Raw genomic sequence first — 20,933 nt, 5'->3', positions numbered from 1 at the left:
TCAGGCCGTGCAGGCCACGGCCGGCATCGCCGAGCTGGAGGAAGGCGGGTTTGTGCAGCAGGCGTTCCAGGTCCAGCGAAGGGCGTTCGCTGACCAGCTCGAGGTCAATGGCATAGGCGTGGCTGATGGCTTCCGTGCCGTTGAAGGCGAGGACCTGGAAATCGTGCTCCAGGCCGTCGATGTGCAAGCTGAAATGGGTCTGGTTCGCGGCGGCAAACATCCCTGTCCTCCTTTAGGAAAACGTAGTGAAAACGACCGCAGCCCGCCGCGCGAACGCGGCAGGCAGCGGTGTGATCCAGGTTTAGCCTGTGACCGGGGCGCGCCAGTCGTCGGAGCCAGAAGTTCCGGAGATCAGGTGGGTCCAGCTGATCTTGCGGTAGGTAAAGGACACGTCTTCCAGGTGGGTGAAGTGGGCGTTGGCCGGGTCCTGGCAGTTGTGCATGTAGTCCTTCATGTCGACGATGATCGCGTCTTCCAGGACGGTGGTGTAGTAATGCTCCTGGGTACCGGCCGCCGAGGTGCGGTACCACTTGATCTCGACCTTGGTCATGCGCTCGCCGGAGGCCAGGGCCGCCAGCAGCTGCGGCGAAGTCTTGTCGAAGACCTTGGTGATCTTCACCGGTTTGTGCACGCGCTGGCCGGTCGGTTGGCCGGACTGCGGGTCACGGGGGATGATCACCTGGTGGTCGAAGGCCTGGACCATCACCTCGTCCTCGTGGCCTTCCTGGTAGGTGTTGCCCACCGACTCGACGGTGAACGCGCGCTCGGTGATCAGGCCTTGTTTTTCGCCGGTGACGGACATGTACGCGGGTGTTGCCATGGTGCTGCTCTCCTTGCTGTGGATAAGTCGATATCGACTGGGAAATTTCCGCTTTCCCATGTCTGGTTAATACAGAAAACGTGCCAATTCCAGGCGAGTCCTTATATATCGCGGGCTCTAAAGGTTAAGTCGTTTCAATGAGGGGCTTTTGTGCAACGAAATACCAGCAAAGTGCGCAACTTCTTGCGCAGTGGTGTGCAAAAAGTTGCGCAGTTGCCTGTACGCCATATTTCTTAAGGCCTACAGGAATGTATGCACAGGTTTATTCACATTTGAGTGCGCAACTTCTTGCGCAGTTGACTGCTAAGTCGAGTTGGCCGTGTCGGGCGCAATATCTGAAGCCGTTGTGATGGATTAAAACGTTACGGGAAAACGCTTCCTGGGTATGTAGGACGCAGGGCGACACGAGGTGTAGGAAGGGGATGACATCGGGCGGGGTGGGTAAACGGATTGTTTACCCATGCAGGGCAAGCGCTGAATCAGAATCCGATGTAGGCGTAATAGTCCGATGTTTCAGCGGTGGTTTGCAGACCCAGGTCGCCTAGGGCGACCGCCAGTTCGGCATCAGGTACATGGAGGGTCCAGGCGGTCTGCACAGCAGGAAATTCCTGTCGAAGGGCTGTGGCGAAGGCGTCCATGTTCGGCAAGTAAGCCGTGAAACCACGGCCCTTGAGTGCACTGGTGGTGATGCCCAGCGCCTGGCACAGGGCAACCTTGGCGGCGATGTCGTCGCGGTCGGCCTGGCGTGAAGCCTCCACCAGTGCCACCAGTTGCGGGTCGACCGGTAGCGTGCCATGAATCAGCGTGGGCCCCTGTTCCCATGCTTCGGGCGGACAGTCCTTGCTTTCGGGGCGCAGGGGGATGTGCGGGTTGATCTCCACCGGGTAAATGCGGCACACCAGCGGGCGTGACTCATAAATGGTACACAGGTCGTTATCGTCCAGATTCCGGCAACGGCCTGGGTTGAACGCCGCGAAGGTCACCGATACCCGTGCCTCGCCGCTGCCGCAGGGCACCGCCAGGGAGCGGCGCATTACGTGCTCGCGCTGCTCGATGGGCATGCCAGGGCCGTCGGCCACGAAGCCTTCGATCAAGATGATGACCTGGCCGCCGGACGCTGCCCACTGGCGGGTTTCATCCAGTGTCAGGGGGACATGGTGGCCGGTGCAGCACTTGCCACAGCCAGTACAGGCAAAACGTAGACGGTCGTTCACTGAGCTCCCGGGCTCCATTCGCTGACGAAGGCTCGTTGATGCTGGCGGTCGTACAGGCACAACTCGGTGCCTGTGCGTTGCTGCATGTGTTTCTGCGGATAGACACCTTCGATCAGCAGGGCGCTGAAACCGACCTGATCATCGAACTCCGCAGGCTTGCCGCGGGCGTGGGCATCCTTGAACTGGCTGGCGGCCAGACAAGCCTTGAGCATCTGCTGGCGCTGTTCGTTCCAGGCCTGGCTGCTGGAGGCCTGGGCTGCACCGCTGAACAGGGTGCAGGAGATAAGGAGCGAGCTGAAAAACTTCATACGCAATACCGGCAAGAAACATCCGAGGGGCGTGATTATGCCTTACACGTCCCCGGCGGCAAGCCGGGGAGATTGTCGCTGAATATATCAGTGCTCGGTGTGCGCCACCGCCCGCGCCGCCACCACCAGACAATCGGTAAGCTCTGGCGAGGAGAACTTGGTGAGGATGGCATTGGCTCCGGCCAGCCTGGCCTTTTCACTGCTCATGGCACTGTCCAGCGAGGTGTGCAGGAGGATGTACAGGTGCTGGAAGTCCGGGGTTTCGCGCAGGGTCCGGGTAAAGGCGTAGCCGTCCATCTCGGACATCTCGATGTCGGAGACGATGATGTTGATTTCCTGGGCGGTGCCTTGCAGTTCCAGCAGGACATTGATGGCGTCCTTGGCGCTGCGGGCCGTGTGGCACTCGATGCCGAGGTTGCGCAGGGTATGCACCGATTGCTGCAGCGCTACCTGGCTGTCGTCCACCACTAGGATATTGGCCGCGGCCAGCAGACTGGCATCTTGCTCGCTCACCTCGCCCGGGTGTGCCTCAGGTTCGGGCGGGGCGATGCCGTGGATGACTTTCTCGATGTCCAACACCTGTACCAACGTGTTGTCGACCCGGGTCACGCCGGTGATGAACGAGCGATTGCCCGAGCCATAGGGCGGCGGCTTGATATCGGTGCTCAGGCAATGAACGATGCGGCTGACCGCCTGTACATGAAGGCCCTGGCGCGAGCGGCTGATCTCGGTGACGATCAGGCAGCCGCCGTCCGGGTCGGCCAACGGCCGCTCGCCGATGGCACGGGACAGGTCGATCACCGACAGCGAGTTGCCGCGCAGGGTGGCCACACCTTTGACGTGGGGGTGCGATTCAGGCAACCGAGTCAGGGGCGGGCAGGGGATGATTTCGCTGACCTTGAGCAGGTTGATTGCCATCAGCTTGCCGCTGCGCAGGGTGAACAGCAGCAGGGACAACGCGTCCGCGCGGGCGTTTTGCGTGGCCATGGTGACCTTCGTTCAGAGAGGGGATGCCGGGTTATCGGCGTGTTATCGCCTGGCTTTAGGTTGGGGGAGGGTGGGGGTGTACGATTCTGGATTTTCTGCGGTGAATCGAGCGCGGATCGCGCGGCGCTCGATCTCACACCTTCCAAAAAAACATCGACAGACCTTAACGCTCCCGCAACGCCTCACGCGCCCTGTTCAGTGGCTTGATCAGGTAATCGAGGATGGTCTTCTCGCCCGTACGGATATCCACCGTGGCGATCATCCCCGGTACGATCGCGAAGCGCTTGCCGGCCTTGTTCTGCAGGCTGTCCTGTTCGGTGCGGATGAACACTCGGTAGTAGTAGATCTCCGGTTTCACTTCATCCTGCAAGGTGTCGGGCGAAATCCCCACCACCTTGCCGTCCAGGCCGCCATACACCGAGTAATCGTAGGCACTGATCTTGACCTTGGCGGCCTGCTCGGGGTGGATGAATGCGATGTCCCTGGGGGCGATGCGGGTTTCGATCAGCAGCCGCTCGTCCATCGGCACGATCTTCATCACTTGGCCGCCCGGCTGTACCACGCCACCCAAGGTGTTGACTTCGATGTCCTTGACGATGCCCCGCACTGGGGAACGCAGGGTCAGGCGCGTCAGCGAGTCGCTGCGCCCACGGATCACCTCGGCCAGGCTGTCGGCCTCGGCGCTGGCCTTGGCCAGCTCCTCACGGGCGCGTACCAGGTAGTCGGAGCGTGCTTCGTTGGCCTTGAGTTCCAGTTCCGAGCGTTGACGGTTCAGGCGGATCACTTCGACCCGGCTCGAAGCACCCATCTTCGCCAGGTTCTCGGTGATCTGCAGTTCGCTGCGTACCAGCCGCAAAGAGTCCTCGATGCCGGCCAGGGTCTGCTCCAGGCCCTGGCGGCGGGTTTGGTACAGCGCGGTCTCGGCGTCGATCAGGTCGGGGGACGCTCGCAGGCTGTCGGGAAAGGCTAGCGGCTTGCCGGTCACCTCGGCTCGCAACCGGGCGACGCTGGCGGTGGCCGCGCGGTACTTGGCCTCGCTTTCGCCCACGCTGGAGGCGGTCTTGGTCGGGTCCAACTGGGCAAGCACCTGGCCGCGCTCGACCAGGTCGCCCTCGGCCACATTCATGGTGGTGACGATGCCCCCTTCGAAGGACTGGATCACCTGCTCCCGTGAGCTGGGAATCACCTTGCCAGTGCCGGTGGACACTTCCACCACCTCGAACCACGCCGCCCACCCCAGAAAGCCCGCCAGCATCAGCGCGCACAGGGTGATCAGGCGACCGGCGCGCAGCACGGCGCGGTCGTCCTCGCCATCCAGGTAGGACGAGGGAAGTTCATGGCTGCTCATGCCTGGCCTCCTTTGAGCTTGGCCAGGGCGGCGTCGCGTTTGTCGTCGATGACGATGCGACCGCCGTCGAGCACGATGATCCGATCGACCCGCTGCAGCACGTTCAGGCGGTGGGTGGCGATCACCAGGGTACGGCCCTGGCAGAAGCGGTCGAGGCTATCGAGCAGGTGGCGTTCGCTGATGTCGTCCAGCGAGGCGGTGGGTTCGTCGAGCAGCAGCACCTGTGGCTGGCGTACCAGCAGACGAGACAGCACCAGGGCCTGGCGCTGGCCACCGGACAGCCCTTGGCCGCCCTCAAGGATCAAATGGTCCATGCCCTTGGGCAGTCGGCGGACGAAGTCCAGCGCGCCGGTGGCGGACAGCGCGGCCACCAGTTCCTGGTCACTGGCTTGTCCCGCGCCCAGGGTGAGGTTTTCCCGCAGGGTGCCATGAAATAGCCGCGAGTACTGGGGCAGCAAGCCTACGTCGCGGCGCAGGTCGGCTGGGTCCAGGTGGGCCAGAGCAATACCGTCGAGGTTGAGCTCGCCTTGCATCAGGTCCATGGCGCCGCCCAAGGCCTGGAGCAAGGTGGATTTCCCTGAACCGTTGCGCCCCAGCAGGGCGATGCGTTCGCCGGGCTGGATGTCCAGCTGGCCGATGGTCAGCGCCGGTGCCGCCTCGGGGCTGTAGCGGAAGATCGCCTGGCGCACCCGGTATTCCCCACGCAGGGCCGGCAGGTGGACGCGCGCCTCGCCTTCGGCATGGTCCACCGGCGACTGCATGAGATTGTCCAGGCCCTTGAGGGCCACCTTGGCCTGCTGCCAGCGGGTCAATACATGGGTCAACTGGGCCAGTGGCGCCATCATGCGCGATGACAGCATCGAAGCCGCCACCAGGCTACCAGTAGTAAGGTCGCCCGCGATCACCATGGGGGCGCCGATGACGATGACCACGGCGAACACTGCACCCTGGACATTCTGGGTCCAGGTCACCAGGCCGTTGGTCAAGGTGCGCAGGCGCAGGTTGCTGTGGGCACAAGCGGTGTTGTACTGGTTCCACTGGCGTTCGAAGCGCGCCTCTGCCTGCAGGGCCTTGATCTCGTCCAGGCCCTGGATGCTTTCCACCAGCATGGCGTTGCGCAGCGCCGACTCGCGCATCGAGGCATTGGCCAATGCGGCCAGGCGCCGCTGCGCCAGCAGGCCAGGCAGCAGCATGGCCAGCAGCGCGACGAGGGGAATCAGCACCAGGACCCCGCCGATCAGCCAGAACACCAACAGGAACAGCAGGAAGAAGGGCAGGTCGGCCAGCACCGAGGCGGTGCTGGAGGTGATCAGGTCGCGAATCTGCTCAAGCTCGCGCAACTGCGAGATGAACGAGCCGGTGGACTTGGGCCGCGCCGAGTTGCGCAGGCGCAGGGCATGGCCATAAACCAGGTCGCTGACCCGCAGGTCGGCGCGCTTGCCCAGCAGGTCGGTCACCTTGAGCCTGAGCAAGCGCATGCTCAGGTCGAACACCAGCGCCAGCACCACCCCCGCGAACAGCACGTACAGCGTCGGCAATGACTCGGCAGGGATCACCCGGTCGTACACCTGCATGGAAAACAATACGCCAGCCAAGGCCAGCACGTTGGCTACCAATGAGGCGACCATGACCTGGCCATAGGGGCGCAGGTCGCGCAGCACGATGCGGGCGAACCAGTGGCGGTCGTAAGGCGCGGTGTAGTCGTCGGTGCGAACGTCGCGCAGGGGGCGAGCGGGGCGGAGCAATGCGACACGGGATATCCGCCCGTCCAGCGTGCCCTGCGATACCCGCGAGGCCAGGCCCTGGTCGCCGGCGAAGACCACCGCCAGTTCGTCGTCCTGGGTCACCGACTCGACCACGGCCAGCTGGCCGTCGTCCAGCTCCAGCACCAAGGGCGTGCGCCATTGCCGTAGGCCTTTGCCATCGAAATGGGTGAAGCGCAGGGTAAGCCCCGCCTGGCGGGCCATGTGACGTAGGATTTCGTCCAGCGGCCGGGCATCTTCCACAGCGGCCAGGTGTATGCGCTGGGGTGAGACATCAAGACGGTAGTGGTGCGCCACCTGCAGCATGGCTTCGAGCCACGGCCCCAGGTCCGGATGCCCGGTCTGGACGGTGGCCTGCGCGGGCTGGGCAAGGTTGATGGTTTCATTCATGGCTCGATCTGCACCCCTTGCAGGTTGCGCCCTTCCAGCCCGAAGGCTGTGCGCAGGGCGCCACTGTTGTACAGGCAATCAACATCCAGGCGCAGCAGGTCGGCGCGTGTGCCAGCGAGGTCGAAGCGTGACTGGTAGATCTCCTGCTCGGCATTGAGCAGGTCGAGCAAGGGCCGTGTACCCAGGTCCAGGTACTGGCGACCGTACAGCTCGCGGGCTTCCTGAATGCTGGTCTGGCGTGCTTCGAGCGAGCTGAGTCGCCGCCCCAATCCAGAGGTCTGCGCCTTGGCTTCGGCCAGCCCGCGACGGGCCTGCAGGCGGGCAGCATCTTCCGCCGAATCGGCCGCAGTCAGGGCATGGCCGGCAGCTCGGGTGCGGGCGCTGATGGCCCCGCCCTGGTAGATCGGCACCTCAAGGTTCAGGTAGATCCCGGCCTGCGTGCGGTCGAGGCGGGAGTTGTCGCGGTCGTACTCGTTGTCCAGGTAATGGTTGACCTGCGGTTGCAGCGACAGGGTCGGATAGGCCTCGGCCTTGGCTTGCGCCAGCTCGGCCTGGGACTGCGCGCGCAGGGCTAGCGCCATGAGCACGGCGGGCAGGCGGTCGTCGCCCTGCTCTGGCCGTTTGCAGGCCTGGTTCAGTTCGGCCGGAGGCGCTTCGGCAAGCGCCGGCGGGGACATGCGCCCGAGCAGCGCGGCAAGTGTCGAGCGCCAGCGTTGGTATTGCGACTGGTACTCCTCCAAGGTCGCGCGTGCTCCTTCTTCCCGGGACTCGGCCTGGACCACGTCGGACCGGGTGCTCGCGCCCATGTCGCTGCGTTGGCGTGCCAGGCCGACAATGGCGCCGATGCCACGGATCTGATCGCGGGCAATGGCCATCAACTGCTCGTAGCGACGGGTTTCGATCCAGGCGTAGGCGGTGTCGCGGGCCAGTTCGTCCACCACCAGCAAGATATTGGCTTGTGCCCGTGCTGCCGCGGCTTTTGCCGCGTTCACTGCACTGTCGACCTTGCCGAAGTCGTAGAGCATCTGTTTCAGCGACAGGTTCAGCGCCTGGCTGCCCCGGTCGTTGCCATACCCGGTGTCATACCCTGCGCGTATACCCCCGGTGACCTGCGGGTAGTAACCGGCGCGGGCCACGTTGATGCCTTCGCCTTGCTTGTACAGGTTACCGACGGCCTCGGCGATGCTCGGGTGCCACTGCGCCGCGAGCAGCACGGCTTCGGCCATGCCCAGGCGGTCGCCGTCGGCTTCGGCCTGCCCGGAAGGCGGGCGAGCAGGTATGGCTTCGGGGGCGTCGCGCAGACGCGACGGCCCGATGCTGCGCAGCTGCGGGTCGATATCGTCGGCCGACCAGGCTGCTGGAGTGATACACAGGGCCAGGAGCCCAAAGGCGCCTGTTAACAGCGGTGACAGCGTACTGCTTCGCTTCACATCATTCCCTTACTGCTGGTCATCCTTGGCGCCGGGCGGTAACCCGGCGGTTTGCTGCAGGCTCAGACGACGTGGATGCCGCTTTGCACCCACAGGTGGTGGCTGGGATCCTCCTGGGCCGTATATTGGTTATAGTCGATGCCATCGGCGGTCTGGGTACCAGCAAGCGTCCAGGTGTCCGTCAGGTGCACCGTGTCCTTGTCATCACCCTTGATCACCAAGGTGTCTTTGCCGGTCTCCGTGACGGCCACGACGTCCGCCAGGTTGAGGGTGAGGGTGACGGCGCTGGTGTCATTGAGGTCGATGACCTCGATGTCGTGTACGCGCTCGGCCAGGTTGCCCAGGTCGATGCTGGCATCGCCCCCGGCCCACAGCAGGGTGTCGGTGCCGGCCCCACCCTCTACGCTGGTGAAGTCCTGGTCGACGATCACCAGGGTGTCGTCGCCGGCTCCCCCCTGCAGGCTGATGGCCCCGCCCTGACTGCCATCGAGGTGGTCGTTGCCGTCGGTACCGGCGATCACGTCGCTGGATGCGGCTGCAACGCTGGCCAGCGCAACGCCATCGTCGCTGGTGTCGGCCAGCAGCGCGCTCGTGGCACTGAAACTGGCGGCGCTGTCCAGGTTGATGGTCAAGGTGGCGGTATCGGTGGTGCCGTTGGGGTGGGTCAATTCATAGGTGAAGGTGTCGTGCTGGCCAATGATGGCCGAGGTCAAGCCCGCCTTGAGGGTGTAGGTGTAACTGCCGTCGGCCTGCACCAGCAAGGTGCCATAGGTGCCTGTCACGCTGACGCCGTTGTAGCCCGGGATCGCATAGGTGTTGGCGGCCACCAGGACGCTGAGCACGGTCAGGGACGAGCCGAGGTTATCGGCTCCACCCCCTGCGGTGTCGGTAAGCAGGTTACCGGTGACCGAGGTATAGCCGCTGACCACGAATTCGGTGAGATGGGTCGTCGTGGTGTTGAGCGTGGTGGTGAGGGAGCTGGCCAGGCCGATGCCGCTGGCGGTCACGCGTATCTGGTAAGAGCCTGCGGTCTGGTCCTGGAAGGTGTAGGCGGAGCCGCCCCCCAGCAGGCTGACCAGCGAACTGCCGTTCACCGACTGAACCACTGCGTAAAGGCCCGTTGCTGGGTTGAGCTTGAGTAGGTCGATGGTCGTGCCGTTGAGCAGCCCCAGCAGGTTGGTCGAGTTGAGCACGACCTGAAGGTCGGCCGTGGTATCGGTGGCTACGGTGGTGCTGTAGGTTGCCTGCCGTGTGCCGATCACCGGCAGGCTCAGCGGTGTGAAGGTGGTGGAACTGGTGGATTCGCGATTCACCAGACTGATGCCGGTGCTGTCGATGTCATTGACCGCATCCACAACCGTGGCGGGAGCGCCGTAGTTGGTGTTGCTCCAAATCTCGGTGGCCTGCGGGCTGTCGATGCGCACGTAGAGCGTGGCGCCATCCACCAGGCCATTGGCGTGAACCAGCTGGTAGCTGAAGATATCGACCTTGCCGACGCTGGATGGGCTGCCGTTTGGGGTGTAGGTGTAGCTGCCATCGGCACGGATCACCAGGGTGCCGTACAGGCCCTGCACCTCGGTGGCGCTGCCAGCCGCGACATAGCTGCCGTTCTTCAGCACTTGCAGGACTGCACCGCTGTCCGGCCCGAGCAGGTCGGTGGCGCCATCGGTGCCCGGGTCACTGATGACGTTGCCGGAGGTAGGCGTTCCGGTTCCGGTGAACTGGGTCTGGCTGGTGGTTTCGATGTCCAGTTGTGTGGTAACCGTGGTCAGCAGGCCGATGCCGCCACTGCTCACCGTCAGCCGGTATTCACCGGCCAGCAAGTCGCCGATGTCGACCCGAACACCCTGACCCAGCGGCAGCAGGATCAGGTCGAGCAAACCTTGGGTGTTGCCGGTGGCTAGCGTCACCCAGGCGCCACTGGCGTTTTTCACTTGCAAGGTGAAGGTGGCGTTGTCCAGCAAGGCGAGGGCGCTACTGGTGTTGAGGGTCAGGGTAGGATCCACCGTGGTGCCGGCAGCGACCGTCCAGGTATAGGTCTTGGAGAAGCCCGCCAGCAGGGTCGAGAAACTGTCCTGATAGGTTTGCGTGGACACCACCGGTGCCAGGTTGACGGTGGCGGTCGCCAGGTTGTCACTGGCCACCACCGGGGCGTTGGCGTCCACGTCCGGTGCCGTGATGTTGGTATTGCCCGAGACGTTGTTGCGCGGGTCGGTTAGCGTCACCGACAGCACCTGGCCGTTGTCCTGTGCAGGGCTCAGGGTGACGGTGAAGCTGCCATTGGGCTGCACGGTGGCGGTCTGCAGCACGGTGCCGCTGGCGTTGCGCACCGTGACCGTGGCGCCGGGTTCGCCATTACCGGTCAGCACGCTGCCGTCGGCGCTGATGACCAGGTTGCTGGCCGCCGCTGGCGGTGTGAGGTCCGGTGCGGTCAGCGCGGTACCCTGGGAGGTGTTGCCCGCCGCGTCAGTGAGGGTGACGGTCAACGCCTGGTTGTCCACCTGTGCTGCGGCCAGGCTGACCACGAACAGGCCGTTGGTGCCGACGGTCGCGGTGCCGAGAATCGTCCCGGCGCTGTTGCGCACGGTAACTGTGGTACCGGCCTGTCCAGTGCCTGAAACCACCGTACCGTTGCTGTTGATGCTGGCGACCGGGGCAGTGGGCGGCGTGGTGTCGGGCGCGTTGATGCTGGCGCTGCTGGAGGTGTTGCCTGCCGCGTCGGCCTGGCGCACGGTCAGTTGCTGTCCGTCGTTCTGCGCCGTGGTGAGGGTGATACTGAACTGGCCGTTGCTGCCGACCGTGGCATTGCCCAGTGCGACACCGCCGGGGCCTTGCACGGTGACAGTCGCCCCGGGTTCGCCGGTACCGGTAAGCACGGTGCCGCCGGCATTGATCGCCAGGTTGCTCACAGGCGCTGGTGCCTGTGAATCAGGTGCTGTGAAGCTGGTGCTGCCGGATGGATTCAGCGCCGCGTCGGTTTGAGTCACCCCCAGCACCTGGCCGTTGAGCTGTGGGCTCGACAAGGTGATGGAGAAGGCCCCTCCGGCATTCACCTGGCCGGTACCGATGATGGCCCCTCCTGCATCGCGGACCGTCACGGTTGCGCCTGCTTCACCCGTACCGCTGAGCACCAGGCCATTGGTTGAAAGTGCGGTGACGATGGGGTTGGCCGGGGCCGTGCTGTCCTCCGCTTGCACGATGGCGGGTATCGAGCTTCCCCCCAATGCGGACACAGCGGTGACCGACAGCGTTTCGCCATTGAGCTGGGCGCTGTCCAACGTCAGGGTGAAGGTGCCACCAGCGCCTGTCAGGCCAGTGCCTATGAGTGTCCCTGACGCGTCACGCACCTCGATGGTGGTGCCGATCTCGGCGTTGCCGCTCAAGATCAGGCCATCTGCGGCCAGATCCACGTTGGTGGGGGCGGCAGGTGCCGGCACCAGCGGCGTATCGTAGCTGGCTTCGCCCGATGTGTTCTGGGCTGCGTCACGCTGGGTGATTCGCAGTTCCTCGTCCGGGCCTGGCGCCGGTTGCAAGGTGACTTGGAAAGTACCGTTGGCGGCCACCACTGCGCTGCCGAGAGGGTTGCCGTTCAGCGTGACGGTCACGGTTGCGCCGGGCTCACCGCGTCCGCTGAGCACATCGTAACCGGGGCTGATGCTCAAGTTGGTGACAAGGTCTGGCGCCGTGGTGTCGGCAGCTTGGTAGGAGGCAGTCGGCGAGGTGTTGCCGGCGTCATCGGTGGCCACCACCGACAGCAGTTGGCCGTTGGTCTGAGCGGGTGAAAGCGTTACGGTGAACACGCCATTGACGGGAACTTCGATTTCACCCAGCACCGTGTTGTCCGGCCCGCGCACAGTGATGGTGCTGCCCGGTTCGGCGCTGCCGCTGAGCTGCAAGCCATTGGCGGTCAGGCTCAGGCCGGTCGGTTGTGCGGGCGGTGTCAGGTCCGGTGCGGTGACCTGGAATGGCGACGACGGGTTGCCGGTGGCGTCCTGGGCGATGATGGTCAGCACCTGGCCGTCGATCTGAGGGGTGCTCAGATCCAGCACGAAGGTGCCGTCGGCATCGATCACTCCTTGGCCGACGACATCGCCCTGGTCGTTGACCACGGTGATGTTGGCGCCGGCTTCTCCTGTGCCGGTCAGCTGGGTGCCGCTGCCGTTGAGTGTCGCCAGGACACTGGCGGGCGGGGTGACATCGGCCACGGTGAGGGTGCCGATCGGCGAAACGTTGCCGCTGGTATCTTCCAGGGTGACCTGCAATTGCTGGCCATTGAGCTGTGCGGGCGTCAGGTCGACCACGAAGGTGCCGTCGGCGTCCACCGTGGCCTCGCCGATCAGGGTGTTGCCTTGATACACCCGCACTGTGGTGCCAGCTTCGCCATTGCCGCTGAGCTGGTCACCCGCAGCGTTCAGGCGTAGTGCGTCAGGCGTCGCGGGTGGTGTCAGGTCGGGGGCGGTGACGACCACTGGGACGCTGATGTTGCCGGGCGGGTCGGCCTGCTGCACCGACAGCGCCTGTTGGTTGATCTGCGCCGGTGTCAGTGCGACCTGGAAGCTGCCATCGGCAAGTACGACGGTGGTGCCGAGCACCTCCCCGGCGGCATTGGTCACGGTGACAGTTGCACCTGCTTCGCCACGGCCGCTGACCAGGCTGCCATCGGCATTGATGACCACCTGGGTAAGGGCGTCAGGTGGAGTGAAGTCCGGCGTTTGCAGCGAGGTTGCAGGCGAGGCGTTACCGGCGGCGTCGCTCTGGCTGACGCTGAGCAGCTCGGCATTGCCCAGCGGCGGGTTGAGGGTGATGGTGAAGGCGCCGCTGGCATCGACCACGGCGCTGCCGATCTCGTTGCCGTTGGCATCTTTCACCGACACCCGTGCACCCGCTTCACCACGGCCGGTGAGGGTGGCGCCGTCGCTGGCGATGGCGAGTTCGCTTGGCGCCGCGGGGGGCGTTGTGTCCGCCGCGGTAAGGGACGTGGCATCGGATTGGTTGCCGGCGGCATCGGTGAGTATCACCTGCACGGTCTGGCCATTGGCCTGGGCGGGTGTCAGGTTGACCTGGAAGGTGCCGTCGCCACGAACCACCGCAGTGCCCAGCACACTGCCGTCGGCAGCCAGCACCTTGACGCTGGTGCCGGCCTCGCCAGTACCGTTGAGCAGGGTGCCGCCACCGGCGAAGGCCAGTTGTTGCGGCGCGGCGGGGGCGACCAGGTCGGGGGCGGTGAGGCTGACGCTGTTGGACTCGTTGCCCGCCGCATCGGTCTGGCTGGCACTGAGGTGCTGGCCGTTGAGCTGCGCAGGGCTGAGGTTAATGCTGAACTGGCCCGAGGCATCGACCACACCCTGGCCGAGCTCGACCCCACCGTCGCCCAGTACTTTGACGGTGGCGCCAGGCTCGCCACGCCCGCTCAGCACCAGCCCGTTGCTGGAAATGGCCAGGTTGGTCAGCGGTTGCGGCGCGGTGGTGTCGGGTGCCACCAGGGTGGCAGGCAAGGATGTGTTGCCATCGCTACCCACGGCAACCACTTGCAGCACTTCGCCGTTGGCCTGAGCACTGCTGAGGCCGACGGTGAAAGTGCCGTCGACAGCCACCAGGCCGGAGCCCAGCAGCACGCCATGGGGACCATAGACGTTCACGGCGCTACCGGGCGTGCCGGTGCCGGTTACCGTCAGGCCATTGGCCGATAGCACCAGGTCATCGGGAATGTCCGGGGCAAGATTGCCCGGAGCGGTGACGGTCTGTGCGGGCGAGGCGTTCTGTGCGGCATCGGTCTGCACCACGCCAAGGTCCTGGCCAGCGACAGCGGCGGGCGACAGCGTCACGCTGAACCGACCATCGACACCCACAGTGGTCGTACCCAGAATCGACCCATCTGGTGCGCGAACGGTCACCGAGGCATTGGCCTCGCCGATCCCCGTCAGGGTGCTGCCATCGGCAGACACCGCCAGTTGCGACACTGGCGCTGGCGGGGTGGTGTCCGCGGCGGTATAGGGAGTGGTGGGCGACACATTGCCTGCGGCATCGGTTGCACTCACCTGCAATGTCTGGCCATTGGTCTGTGGGCTGTCGAGGGTGACCTGGAAGGTTCCGTTGCTGTTGGCGATGGCCGTGCCTAGGACATTGCCTGAGGCATCGCGTACCGTGACCGTACTGCCTGCCTCGGCAATGCCGCTCAACTGCAGCCCGCTGGAGGCCAGCGACAGACCGCTGGGGGCGGCGGGTGAGGTGTGGTCGGGCGCGATCACCGTAACGACGGCGGATGTGTTGTTGCCTGCGTCGGTCTGGGTCACGCTCAGATGCTGGGCATTGAGCTGCGCGCTATCGAGCGTCAGGGTAAAGCTGCCATTTGCGGCCACCAGGCCGGTACCGATGACGGTGCCATCCGGACCGCGAACGGTGACCGTGGCGCCCGCTTCCCCAAGACCGGTCAGGGTCAGTCCGTTGTTGTTCAAGATTACATTGGTCAGTGCGGCAGGCGGCGTGAGGTCCGGGGTGTTGACGCTCACTGCCGGGGAGGTATTGCCGGCGCTGTCTGCCTGGGTCACGCCAAGGGTGCTGCCATCGGCCTGAGGTGTGCTGAAGGCCACCGTGAAGCGTCCATCGGCGCCTACGGTAGCGGTGCCTAGCACGGTACCCGCGGCATTGCGCACCTGGACAATGGCTCCGATCTCGCCACTGCCCGTCAGGTGCCGACCGTCGGCACTGAGTACGACGTCGGCGACGGCATTCGGTGGCGTGCGGTCCGGCGTTGCCAGGCTGGCGGGGGCGGACACGTTGCCGGCGGCATCGGTAAGGGTGACCTGCAGGGCACTGCCGGTGGTCTGCGCACTGGGCAGGGTGACCTGGAACACGCCGCTCTGGTTGACCGTGCCGGTGGCGAGGACAGTGCCATTGGCGTCGCGCACGGTGACAGTCGCGCCGGCTTCGCCCTGGCCGCTGACCACGGTGGCGGCGCTGTTGAGGCTGAGTTGGTTGGCGGCCAGTGGTGCTTGCAGGTCGGGCGCCTGGAGCGTCGCGGGCAGTGAAGTGTTGCCGCCGGTATCCGTCTGGGTGATGGTCAGCTGTTGGGCATTGGTCTGCGCAGGCACCAAGGTGACGCTGAACAGACCGTTGCTCGCAACGACTGCGCTGCCTACTTGCGTGCCTTGAGCATCGAACACTTTGACGGTGGCACCGACCTCGCCACGACCCGTGAGAACGGTCCCGGCCGGGTTCAGGTCGACCTGGGTCGGCGCATCCGGTGCAGTGCTGTCGGCCGCCACGATCACGGCGGGTACCGACGCCGTGCCGCCCACCGTCGCCTGGGCGTAGGCCTGCAGGGTTTGTCCGTTGAGTTGGGCGGCGTTGAGGAACACATGGAAGGTGCCATCGCTGCCGACGGTGGCGGTGCCCAGTACATTGCCGTTGGAGGTCACCGTGATCAGGGTGCCGACGGTGCCTTGGCCGGTGAGGACGAAGCCATCGGCGCTGAGCGCCAGGTTGGTGGGGCTGGCGACTTCACTGCCGTCGGGTCCGTTCAAGAGGCTGCTCGCTTCCTGTCCGGCGCCGTCGCGCACCACCAGGTCGACCACTTCACCGTTGGTGAGCGGGCGATCGAGCACGACCTGGAAGGTACCGTCAGGGCCCGCGGTCGCGCTGCCCAAGGGCGTACTGCCGTCCCGGACAATGACAACGGTGCCTGGCTCGGCATTGCCGGCAACGAGGGTGCCATCCGGGCTCAGGGAGACGTTGGTCGCTGCGCTGGGGGGCGTGGTGTCCGGGGCGGTCACCGCTGCCGGGGCGGCGCTGTTGCCTGCGGCATCGGCCACGATGACGGTGAGGGTTTCGCCGTTCTGCTGTGCAGTCGACAGGGGCACGCTGAAGCTGCCGTCGGACTGGACTGTCCCGCTGGCAAGGAGGTTGCCGTTGGGGTCCAGTACCGTGATCGAGGTCGCACCTGGGGCGTTACCCGTGAGCGCCGTGCCGTTCAGGACAACTGCGAGGTCGCTGGGGGCGGCCGGTGGCGTGAGGTCGGGGGCGGTGACCGGTGTGGCCATGGAGGTGTTACCACTGCCGTCGGTCAAGGTCACGTTGAGTGACTGCCCGTCGAGCTGTGCCGGTGAAAGCGCAACCGTGAAGGCGCCGCCTGGCGGAACCACCACGCTGCCCAGCAACACGTTTTGAGCGTTGCGCACCTCCACCGTCGCACCTACCTCGCCAGTGCCCTGCAGGTAGGTGCCGCCCGGGCCGACCAGCAGCCCTGTCGGTGACGTTGGCGCACTGCTGTCGTCGGCGGTGTAGCTGGCTGACGGAGAGCTGTGGTTCGCGGTGTCGATCAGCACCACCGACACCGTTTCACCATTGGTTTGTGGCGGGCTGAGGGTGACGGTGAAGCTGCCGTTGGCATTGACCTGGTCACTACCCAGTATTTGGCCGTTGGCATTGCGCACCACCACCGTGGTGCCAGGCTCGCCTTGCCCGGTGAGCAAGGTACCACTGGCATCCAGTGCCAGGTTTTGGGCAGGCGTGGGCGCTTCAAGGTCGTTGGCTACGAACGGGGTGTCTGTCGAGCCGTTGCCGGCGGCATCGGCCTGACTCACTGACAACGTCTGGCCATTGAGCTGCGGCGGGTCGAGGATGACTTGGAAGCTGCCGTCGGCCTGTACCACTGCCGTGCCCAAGACCCCGCCAGACCCATCTTTGACCGTGACCTGCGCGCCAGGCTCGCCCGTGCCGGACAGGGTGCTGCCATCGCCGGACAAAGACAGGTCTGCCGGTGGGGGGGGGGCCTGGTTGTCAGGAGCGGTGAGGTCGGTCGAGGTCGACACATTGCCGGTAGGGTCACGCTGCTCGACGGAGAGCGCCTGGCCGTTGGTCTGCGGTGTGTTGAGGGTGACCGTGAAGCTGCCATTGCTGGCGACCTGGCCGGTGCCGAGCACGCTGCCATCGGGGGCGCGAACGGTCACGGTGGCCCCAGGTTCCCCGCTGCCTGTGACGGTTGTACCGGTGCTGTCGATGCTGGGGGTGGTGATCGGCAATGGAGGTGAGGTGTCCGGTGCGGTGAAGTTGACGGCACCGGCACTGTTGCCGAGGCTGTCGGTGGCGTCCACGGTCAGGCTTTCACCGTTGCGCTGCGGTGTCGAGAGGGTGACCTCGAAGCGCCCGTCGGTGCCGACCGTGGTAGTGCCTAGCACGGTGCCATTGGCCGCGCGCACGGTGATGATCGAGCCGGGTTGCCCTTGCCCGGTGAGGTGGGTGCCGGCGACATCGAGTGCCAGCCCGGAGGGTTGTGCCGGGCCGTCCAGGTCCGGAGCGGTGAGCGGGGTGGTCGTCGTGTTGCCTGTGGCATCGCGCAGCGTCACGTCCAGTATCTGGCCGTCGGTCTGCGCAGGGGTCAAAGTCACCGTGAACTGGCCATTAGGCCCAACCACGGCAGAACCGAGCAGCACGCCCTGGGCATTGCGAACCTGTACCGTGGTGCCGATTTCGCCGCGCCCGGTGAGGGTAACCCCATCGGCGCTCAGTGCCAGGTTGGTGGCAGGACTGGGTGGGGTGGTGTCCGGTGCGGTGATCGGGCTGGGCGACGATGTGTTGCCGGCGTTGTCGATGAGCACGACGTTCAGTGCTTCACCGTTGGCCTGGGCTGGAGAGAGAGGAATGGTGAAATTGCCGTCATTGCCCACCACACCACTGCCGATCAAGGTGCCGTCGGCATTGCGCACCTCGACCCTGGTTCCCGCTTCACCGCGACCGCTCAGTTGTTGGCCACCCGCTGCGATCACCAGGTTGAACGGGGCGTCGGGCGGGGTGGTGTCCGGGGGCGTGCCGACGTCGTCCGGCGCGGTGATGCTTGCCGCGGGCGAGGTATTGCCAGCAGCGTCCTGGGCGGTGACAGTCAGGGCCTGGCCGTCGGTTTGAGGGGGTTGCAGGGTGATGCTGAACTGACCGTCGGCACCTGCCACGACGCTGCCCAGCAGCGTGCCGCCAGGGCCGCGTACCTGAACCGTGGCGCCCGGCTCGGCACGGCCGCTGAGGGTGGTGCCTTGTTCGTCGATCGCCAGGTTGGTCGGCGCCAGCGGAGCGGTCGCGTCCGGCGCGACGACGGTGCCTGCCGGGGAGGCGTTGCCTGCGGCGTCGGTTAGGATGACTTGAAGGTTTTCGCTGTTGATCTGCGGCGGGTCGAGGCTGATTTCGAAGCGTCCATCGGCCCCCACTGTGCCGCTGCCGATCAGATTACCGGCCGCATCGCGGACGTTGACCGTTGTGCCGGCTTCGCCCCGGCCGGTCAGGCGCAGGCCATCCGGGGAAACCAGCAGGTCGATGGGGGTAGCCGGAGGCGTTGTGTCGGACGGTGCCGATCCGCCGCCACCGCCGCCACTGCTCCCGTTGTCGACTGCCGCGGCTGCGCCTCCGACGCCCAGCAGACTCAGGCCCGCGATCGCCCAGGTTGGCGTCGCACTGCCGGCGACGCCGATACCCGCCACCACCTGGTCGAGCGAACTCACCTCTTCGAACGTGAAGCCTGTGAACGCTTCGGCATCGTAGTTGGCGTACCACAGGGTGCCATCTTCGCCGACGAAGACCATGTCGCTGGCAACGCCCGCCTGGTCGACGGCGAAGAAATTACCGATCGTTATTTTTTCGCCGGACTTGAGCGTAACGATCAGGTCCTGCCCGCGCTGGGTGACGGTGGCCACCTGGTTGGGCGAAATCGGCATTTGCACGACCGCGGGGCTTTTCAGGCTGATATTGCCCCAGGCATTCTGGGTAGCGACTGAAGTTTGCTTATCGGCAACGACAATACTGTCCATGAGTGCTCCCTGCAGTTGTACGGCGACATGGTCGACGTCCATTGGCCCAGGGCCGAGCGGGCGCGGCATGCCTTCAACAGTACTGGCCACTCAAAGGCCGAGGTACCGATTCCTTATGCAGTTAAGCAGCCAACTGGCAATCGGCTAGATAGCTTTACCGACTAATGCTTTGGTGTACGGGCCTCAGCGAAGCCCTAGCCGGCGCGCCAGTCGGTTGAGGTTGGCGCGGTCCAGGCCCAGTTCACGGGAAGCGGCAGCCCAGTTGTGGTCATGACGTTGGAGGCAGGCTTCAATCACCTGGCGTTGATAGGCGTCCACCGCGTCACGCAGGCCGCCTTCAGGTAAGGGCGCTTCCTGCTGTGGCAGGGCGGATTGAGCCTCATTGGAAGACGCGACCGCGCGCAGGTCCAGGTCGCGGGCTTCCAGGGTCAGAATCCGTGGTCTGTCGGCGTGTTGGCCCAGTGCCTTGAGCGCCGAGCGGCCGATCAGGTGTTCCAGTTCGCGGACATTGCCAGGCCAGTCGTAACCCAGCAGTGCGGCCTGCGCGTCGCTGGACAGGCGCAAACTATTGAGGCCAAGGCGTGAGCGGTTCTGTTCGAGGAAGTAGCCGGCCAGCAACAGCACGTCGCGGCCTCGCTGGCGCAGCGGTGGCACCTGCAGGGGGTAGACGCTCAAGCGGTGATAGAAGTCGGCGCGGAAGTTGCCGTTGCGCACTTCCGCGGCCAGGTCGCGGTTGGTCGCGGCGATCAGGCGCACATCGACCTGATGTTCACGGTCCGACCCCAAGCGTTGCAACTGACCGCTTTGCAGCACCCGAAGTAGCTTGGCCTGCACGGTCAATGGCAGCTCGCCGACTTCATCGAGGAACAGCGTGCCGCCGTTGGCCAGTTCGAACTTGCCGCGTCGTTCGCCATGGGCGCCAGTAAAGGCGCCGCGCACATGGCCAAACAGCTCGCTTTCCACCAGGGTGTCTGGCAAGGCTGCGCAGTTGAGGCTGATCATTGGCTGGTCGGCGCGTTTGCTGGCCTGGTGCAGGGCCTGGGCCACCAACTCCTTGCCCACCCCGGTCTCACCGGTGATCAGCACGGTCAGGTCGCTGCCGCCGACCAGGCGGATCTCCTCCACCAAGCGTTTGTGTGCCTTGCTCTGGCCTATCAGTTCCTGATGCTGGCCGCTGGCCTGACGGTAGATTTCGGCACGGTGGTGTTCATCCTCGGCGCGCAGGGCCAGGTGTTCGATGCGCTCGGCCACGGTCACGGTAGCCGCTGCCAGGCTGGCGAAGGCCTGCAGGGCTTCCAGTTCAAGACTTTGGAACTGGCCGGGGGTCAGCGCGTCGAGGGTGACCAGGCCCCAGGGACGTTCATCGACCATCAGCGGGCAGCCCATGCAGTCATGGACTTCAAGGTTGGCGTCCGGGGCATGCACCAGGCCGTCATAAGGGTCGGGCAACGCGGAGTCGCTGGCGAAGCGCGTAGGCTCGGGGCGGCTCAACAGGATCTGGAAGCGTGGATGCTCACTGACCTTGAAACGCCGGCCAAGGGTATCTGGCGACAGTCCGTCCACTGCCAGTGGCACCAGCCATTCTCCATCCAGGCGGAGCAGGGCGGCGGCGTCACACGGCAGCAGGCCGCGCATGGCCTGTAACAGGCGGCGGTAACGCTCCTGGTCGGGCAGGTCGCGGGACAGGTCGCTGACCAGCGGGAGGAGGGCGGTGAGCAGAGGCTTTGCAGTCATATTGACTCCTATTGGTCGTAATGACTATACGCTGGGGTGGGTCGTTTTGACATGATCGGTGTCAAGGCATTGATTTCATGGGCCTTTCGAGTTGGCACGAATGCTGAAATAGCCAGTGCAACCATTCGAAGCCACAGGCTTAGGAG

General features: G+C 65.1%; 9 protein-coding genes and 1 pseudogene. All 10 read right to left on the bottom strand.

Annotated elements, in window-relative coordinates; translation table 11 throughout:
• A pseudogene (locus H620_RS0101505) lies at positions 1 to 220 on the bottom strand (type VI secretion system tip protein VgrG); the annotation flags it as partial.
• 81 nt (positions 221 to 301) lie between these two features.
• Positions 302 to 820, bottom strand: coding sequence for an Hcp family type VI secretion system effector (locus H620_RS0101500; protein WP_027906618.1), 519 nt, complete (start codon positions 818 to 820; stop codon positions 302 to 304).
• 479 nt (positions 821 to 1,299) lie between these two features.
• Positions 1,300 to 2,034 carry a YkgJ family cysteine cluster protein gene (locus tag H620_RS0101495; RefSeq protein ID WP_027906617.1) on the bottom strand — a complete coding sequence of 245 codons (735 nt, stop codon included), beginning with the start codon at positions 2,032 to 2,034 and terminating at the stop codon, positions 1,300 to 1,302.
• Positions 2,031 to 2,342 (bottom strand): hypothetical protein, encoded by a 312-nt coding sequence (locus H620_RS0101490; RefSeq protein ID WP_023382268.1) that lies wholly within the window; start codon positions 2,340 to 2,342, stop codon positions 2,031 to 2,033. The genes H620_RS0101495 and H620_RS0101490 overlap by 4 nt, the downstream gene beginning before the upstream one ends.
• An 87-nt stretch (positions 2,343 to 2,429) precedes the next feature.
• Positions 2,430 to 3,329, bottom strand: a complete 900-nt coding sequence (locus H620_RS0101485) for a chemotaxis protein (RefSeq protein ID WP_023382267.1) — start codon at positions 3,327 to 3,329, stop codon at positions 2,430 to 2,432.
• Between the two features lie 163 nt (positions 3,330 to 3,492).
• Complete coding sequence (locus H620_RS0101480; protein WP_023382266.1) at positions 3,493 to 4,677, bottom strand: HlyD family type I secretion periplasmic adaptor subunit; 1,185 nt, start codon at positions 4,675 to 4,677, stop codon at positions 3,493 to 3,495.
• Positions 4,674 to 6,830, bottom strand: a complete 2,157-nt coding sequence (locus H620_RS0101475; RefSeq protein WP_023382265.1) for a type I secretion system permease/ATPase — start codon at positions 6,828 to 6,830, stop codon at positions 4,674 to 4,676. Before H620_RS0101475 ends, H620_RS0101480 begins: the two co-directional genes overlap by 4 nt.
• Positions 6,827 to 8,260: a TolC family outer membrane protein gene (locus H620_RS0101470; RefSeq protein ID WP_023382264.1), complete on the bottom strand. Its 1,434-nt coding sequence runs from the start codon at positions 8,258 to 8,260 to the stop codon at positions 6,827 to 6,829. Before H620_RS0101470 ends, H620_RS0101475 begins: the two co-directional genes overlap by 4 nt.
• A gap of 62 nt (positions 8,261 to 8,322) precedes the next feature.
• On the bottom strand, positions 8,323 to 19,053 hold the full coding sequence (locus H620_RS0101465; protein WP_027906616.1) for a BapA/Bap/LapF family large adhesin: 10,731 nt from the start codon (positions 19,051 to 19,053) through the stop codon (positions 8,323 to 8,325).
• Between the two features lie 183 nt (positions 19,054 to 19,236).
• A complete protein-coding gene (gene norR, locus H620_RS0101460) occupies positions 19,237 to 20,787 on the bottom strand; it encodes a nitric oxide reductase transcriptional regulator NorR (protein ID WP_023382263.1) in 1,551 nt (516 codons plus the stop codon).
• Positions 20,788 to 20,933: the final 146 nt, after the last annotated feature.

Origin of the sequence: Pseudomonas taiwanensis DSM 21245, from assembly GCF_000425785.1 — a bacterium.
Lineage (GTDB): Bacteria > Pseudomonadota > Gammaproteobacteria > Pseudomonadales > Pseudomonadaceae > Aquipseudomonas > Aquipseudomonas taiwanensis.
Note: the sequence above shows the minus strand (reverse complement) of the source record. Positions and strands in the feature narration are given on the sequence as shown.

Excerpts from the sequence above, each read along its gene's own strand:
- H620_RS0101475 (WP_023382265.1), bottom strand. The coding sequence starts at position 6,830 with ATGAATGAAACCATCAACCTTGCCCAGCCCGCGCAGGCCACCGTCCAG.
- H620_RS0101465 (WP_027906616.1), bottom strand. The coding sequence starts at position 19,053 with ATGGACAGTATTGTCGTTGCCGATAAGCAAACTTCAGTCGCTACCCAG.
- H620_RS0101490 (WP_023382268.1), bottom strand. The coding sequence starts at position 2,342 with ATGAAGTTTTTCAGCTCGCTCCTTATCTCCTGCACCCTGTTCAGCGGT.
- norR (WP_023382263.1), bottom strand. The coding sequence starts at position 20,787 with ATGACTGCAAAGCCTCTGCTCACCGCCCTCCTCCCGCTGGTCAGCGAC.
- H620_RS0101485 (WP_023382267.1), bottom strand. The coding sequence starts at position 3,329 with ATGGCCACGCAAAACGCCCGCGCGGACGCGTTGTCCCTGCTGCTGTTC.
- H620_RS0101480 (WP_023382266.1), bottom strand. The coding sequence starts at position 4,677 with ATGAGCAGCCATGAACTTCCCTCGTCCTACCTGGATGGCGAGGACGAC.
- H620_RS0101500 (WP_027906618.1), bottom strand. The coding sequence starts at position 820 with ATGGCAACACCCGCGTACATGTCCGTCACCGGCGAAAAACAAGGCCTG.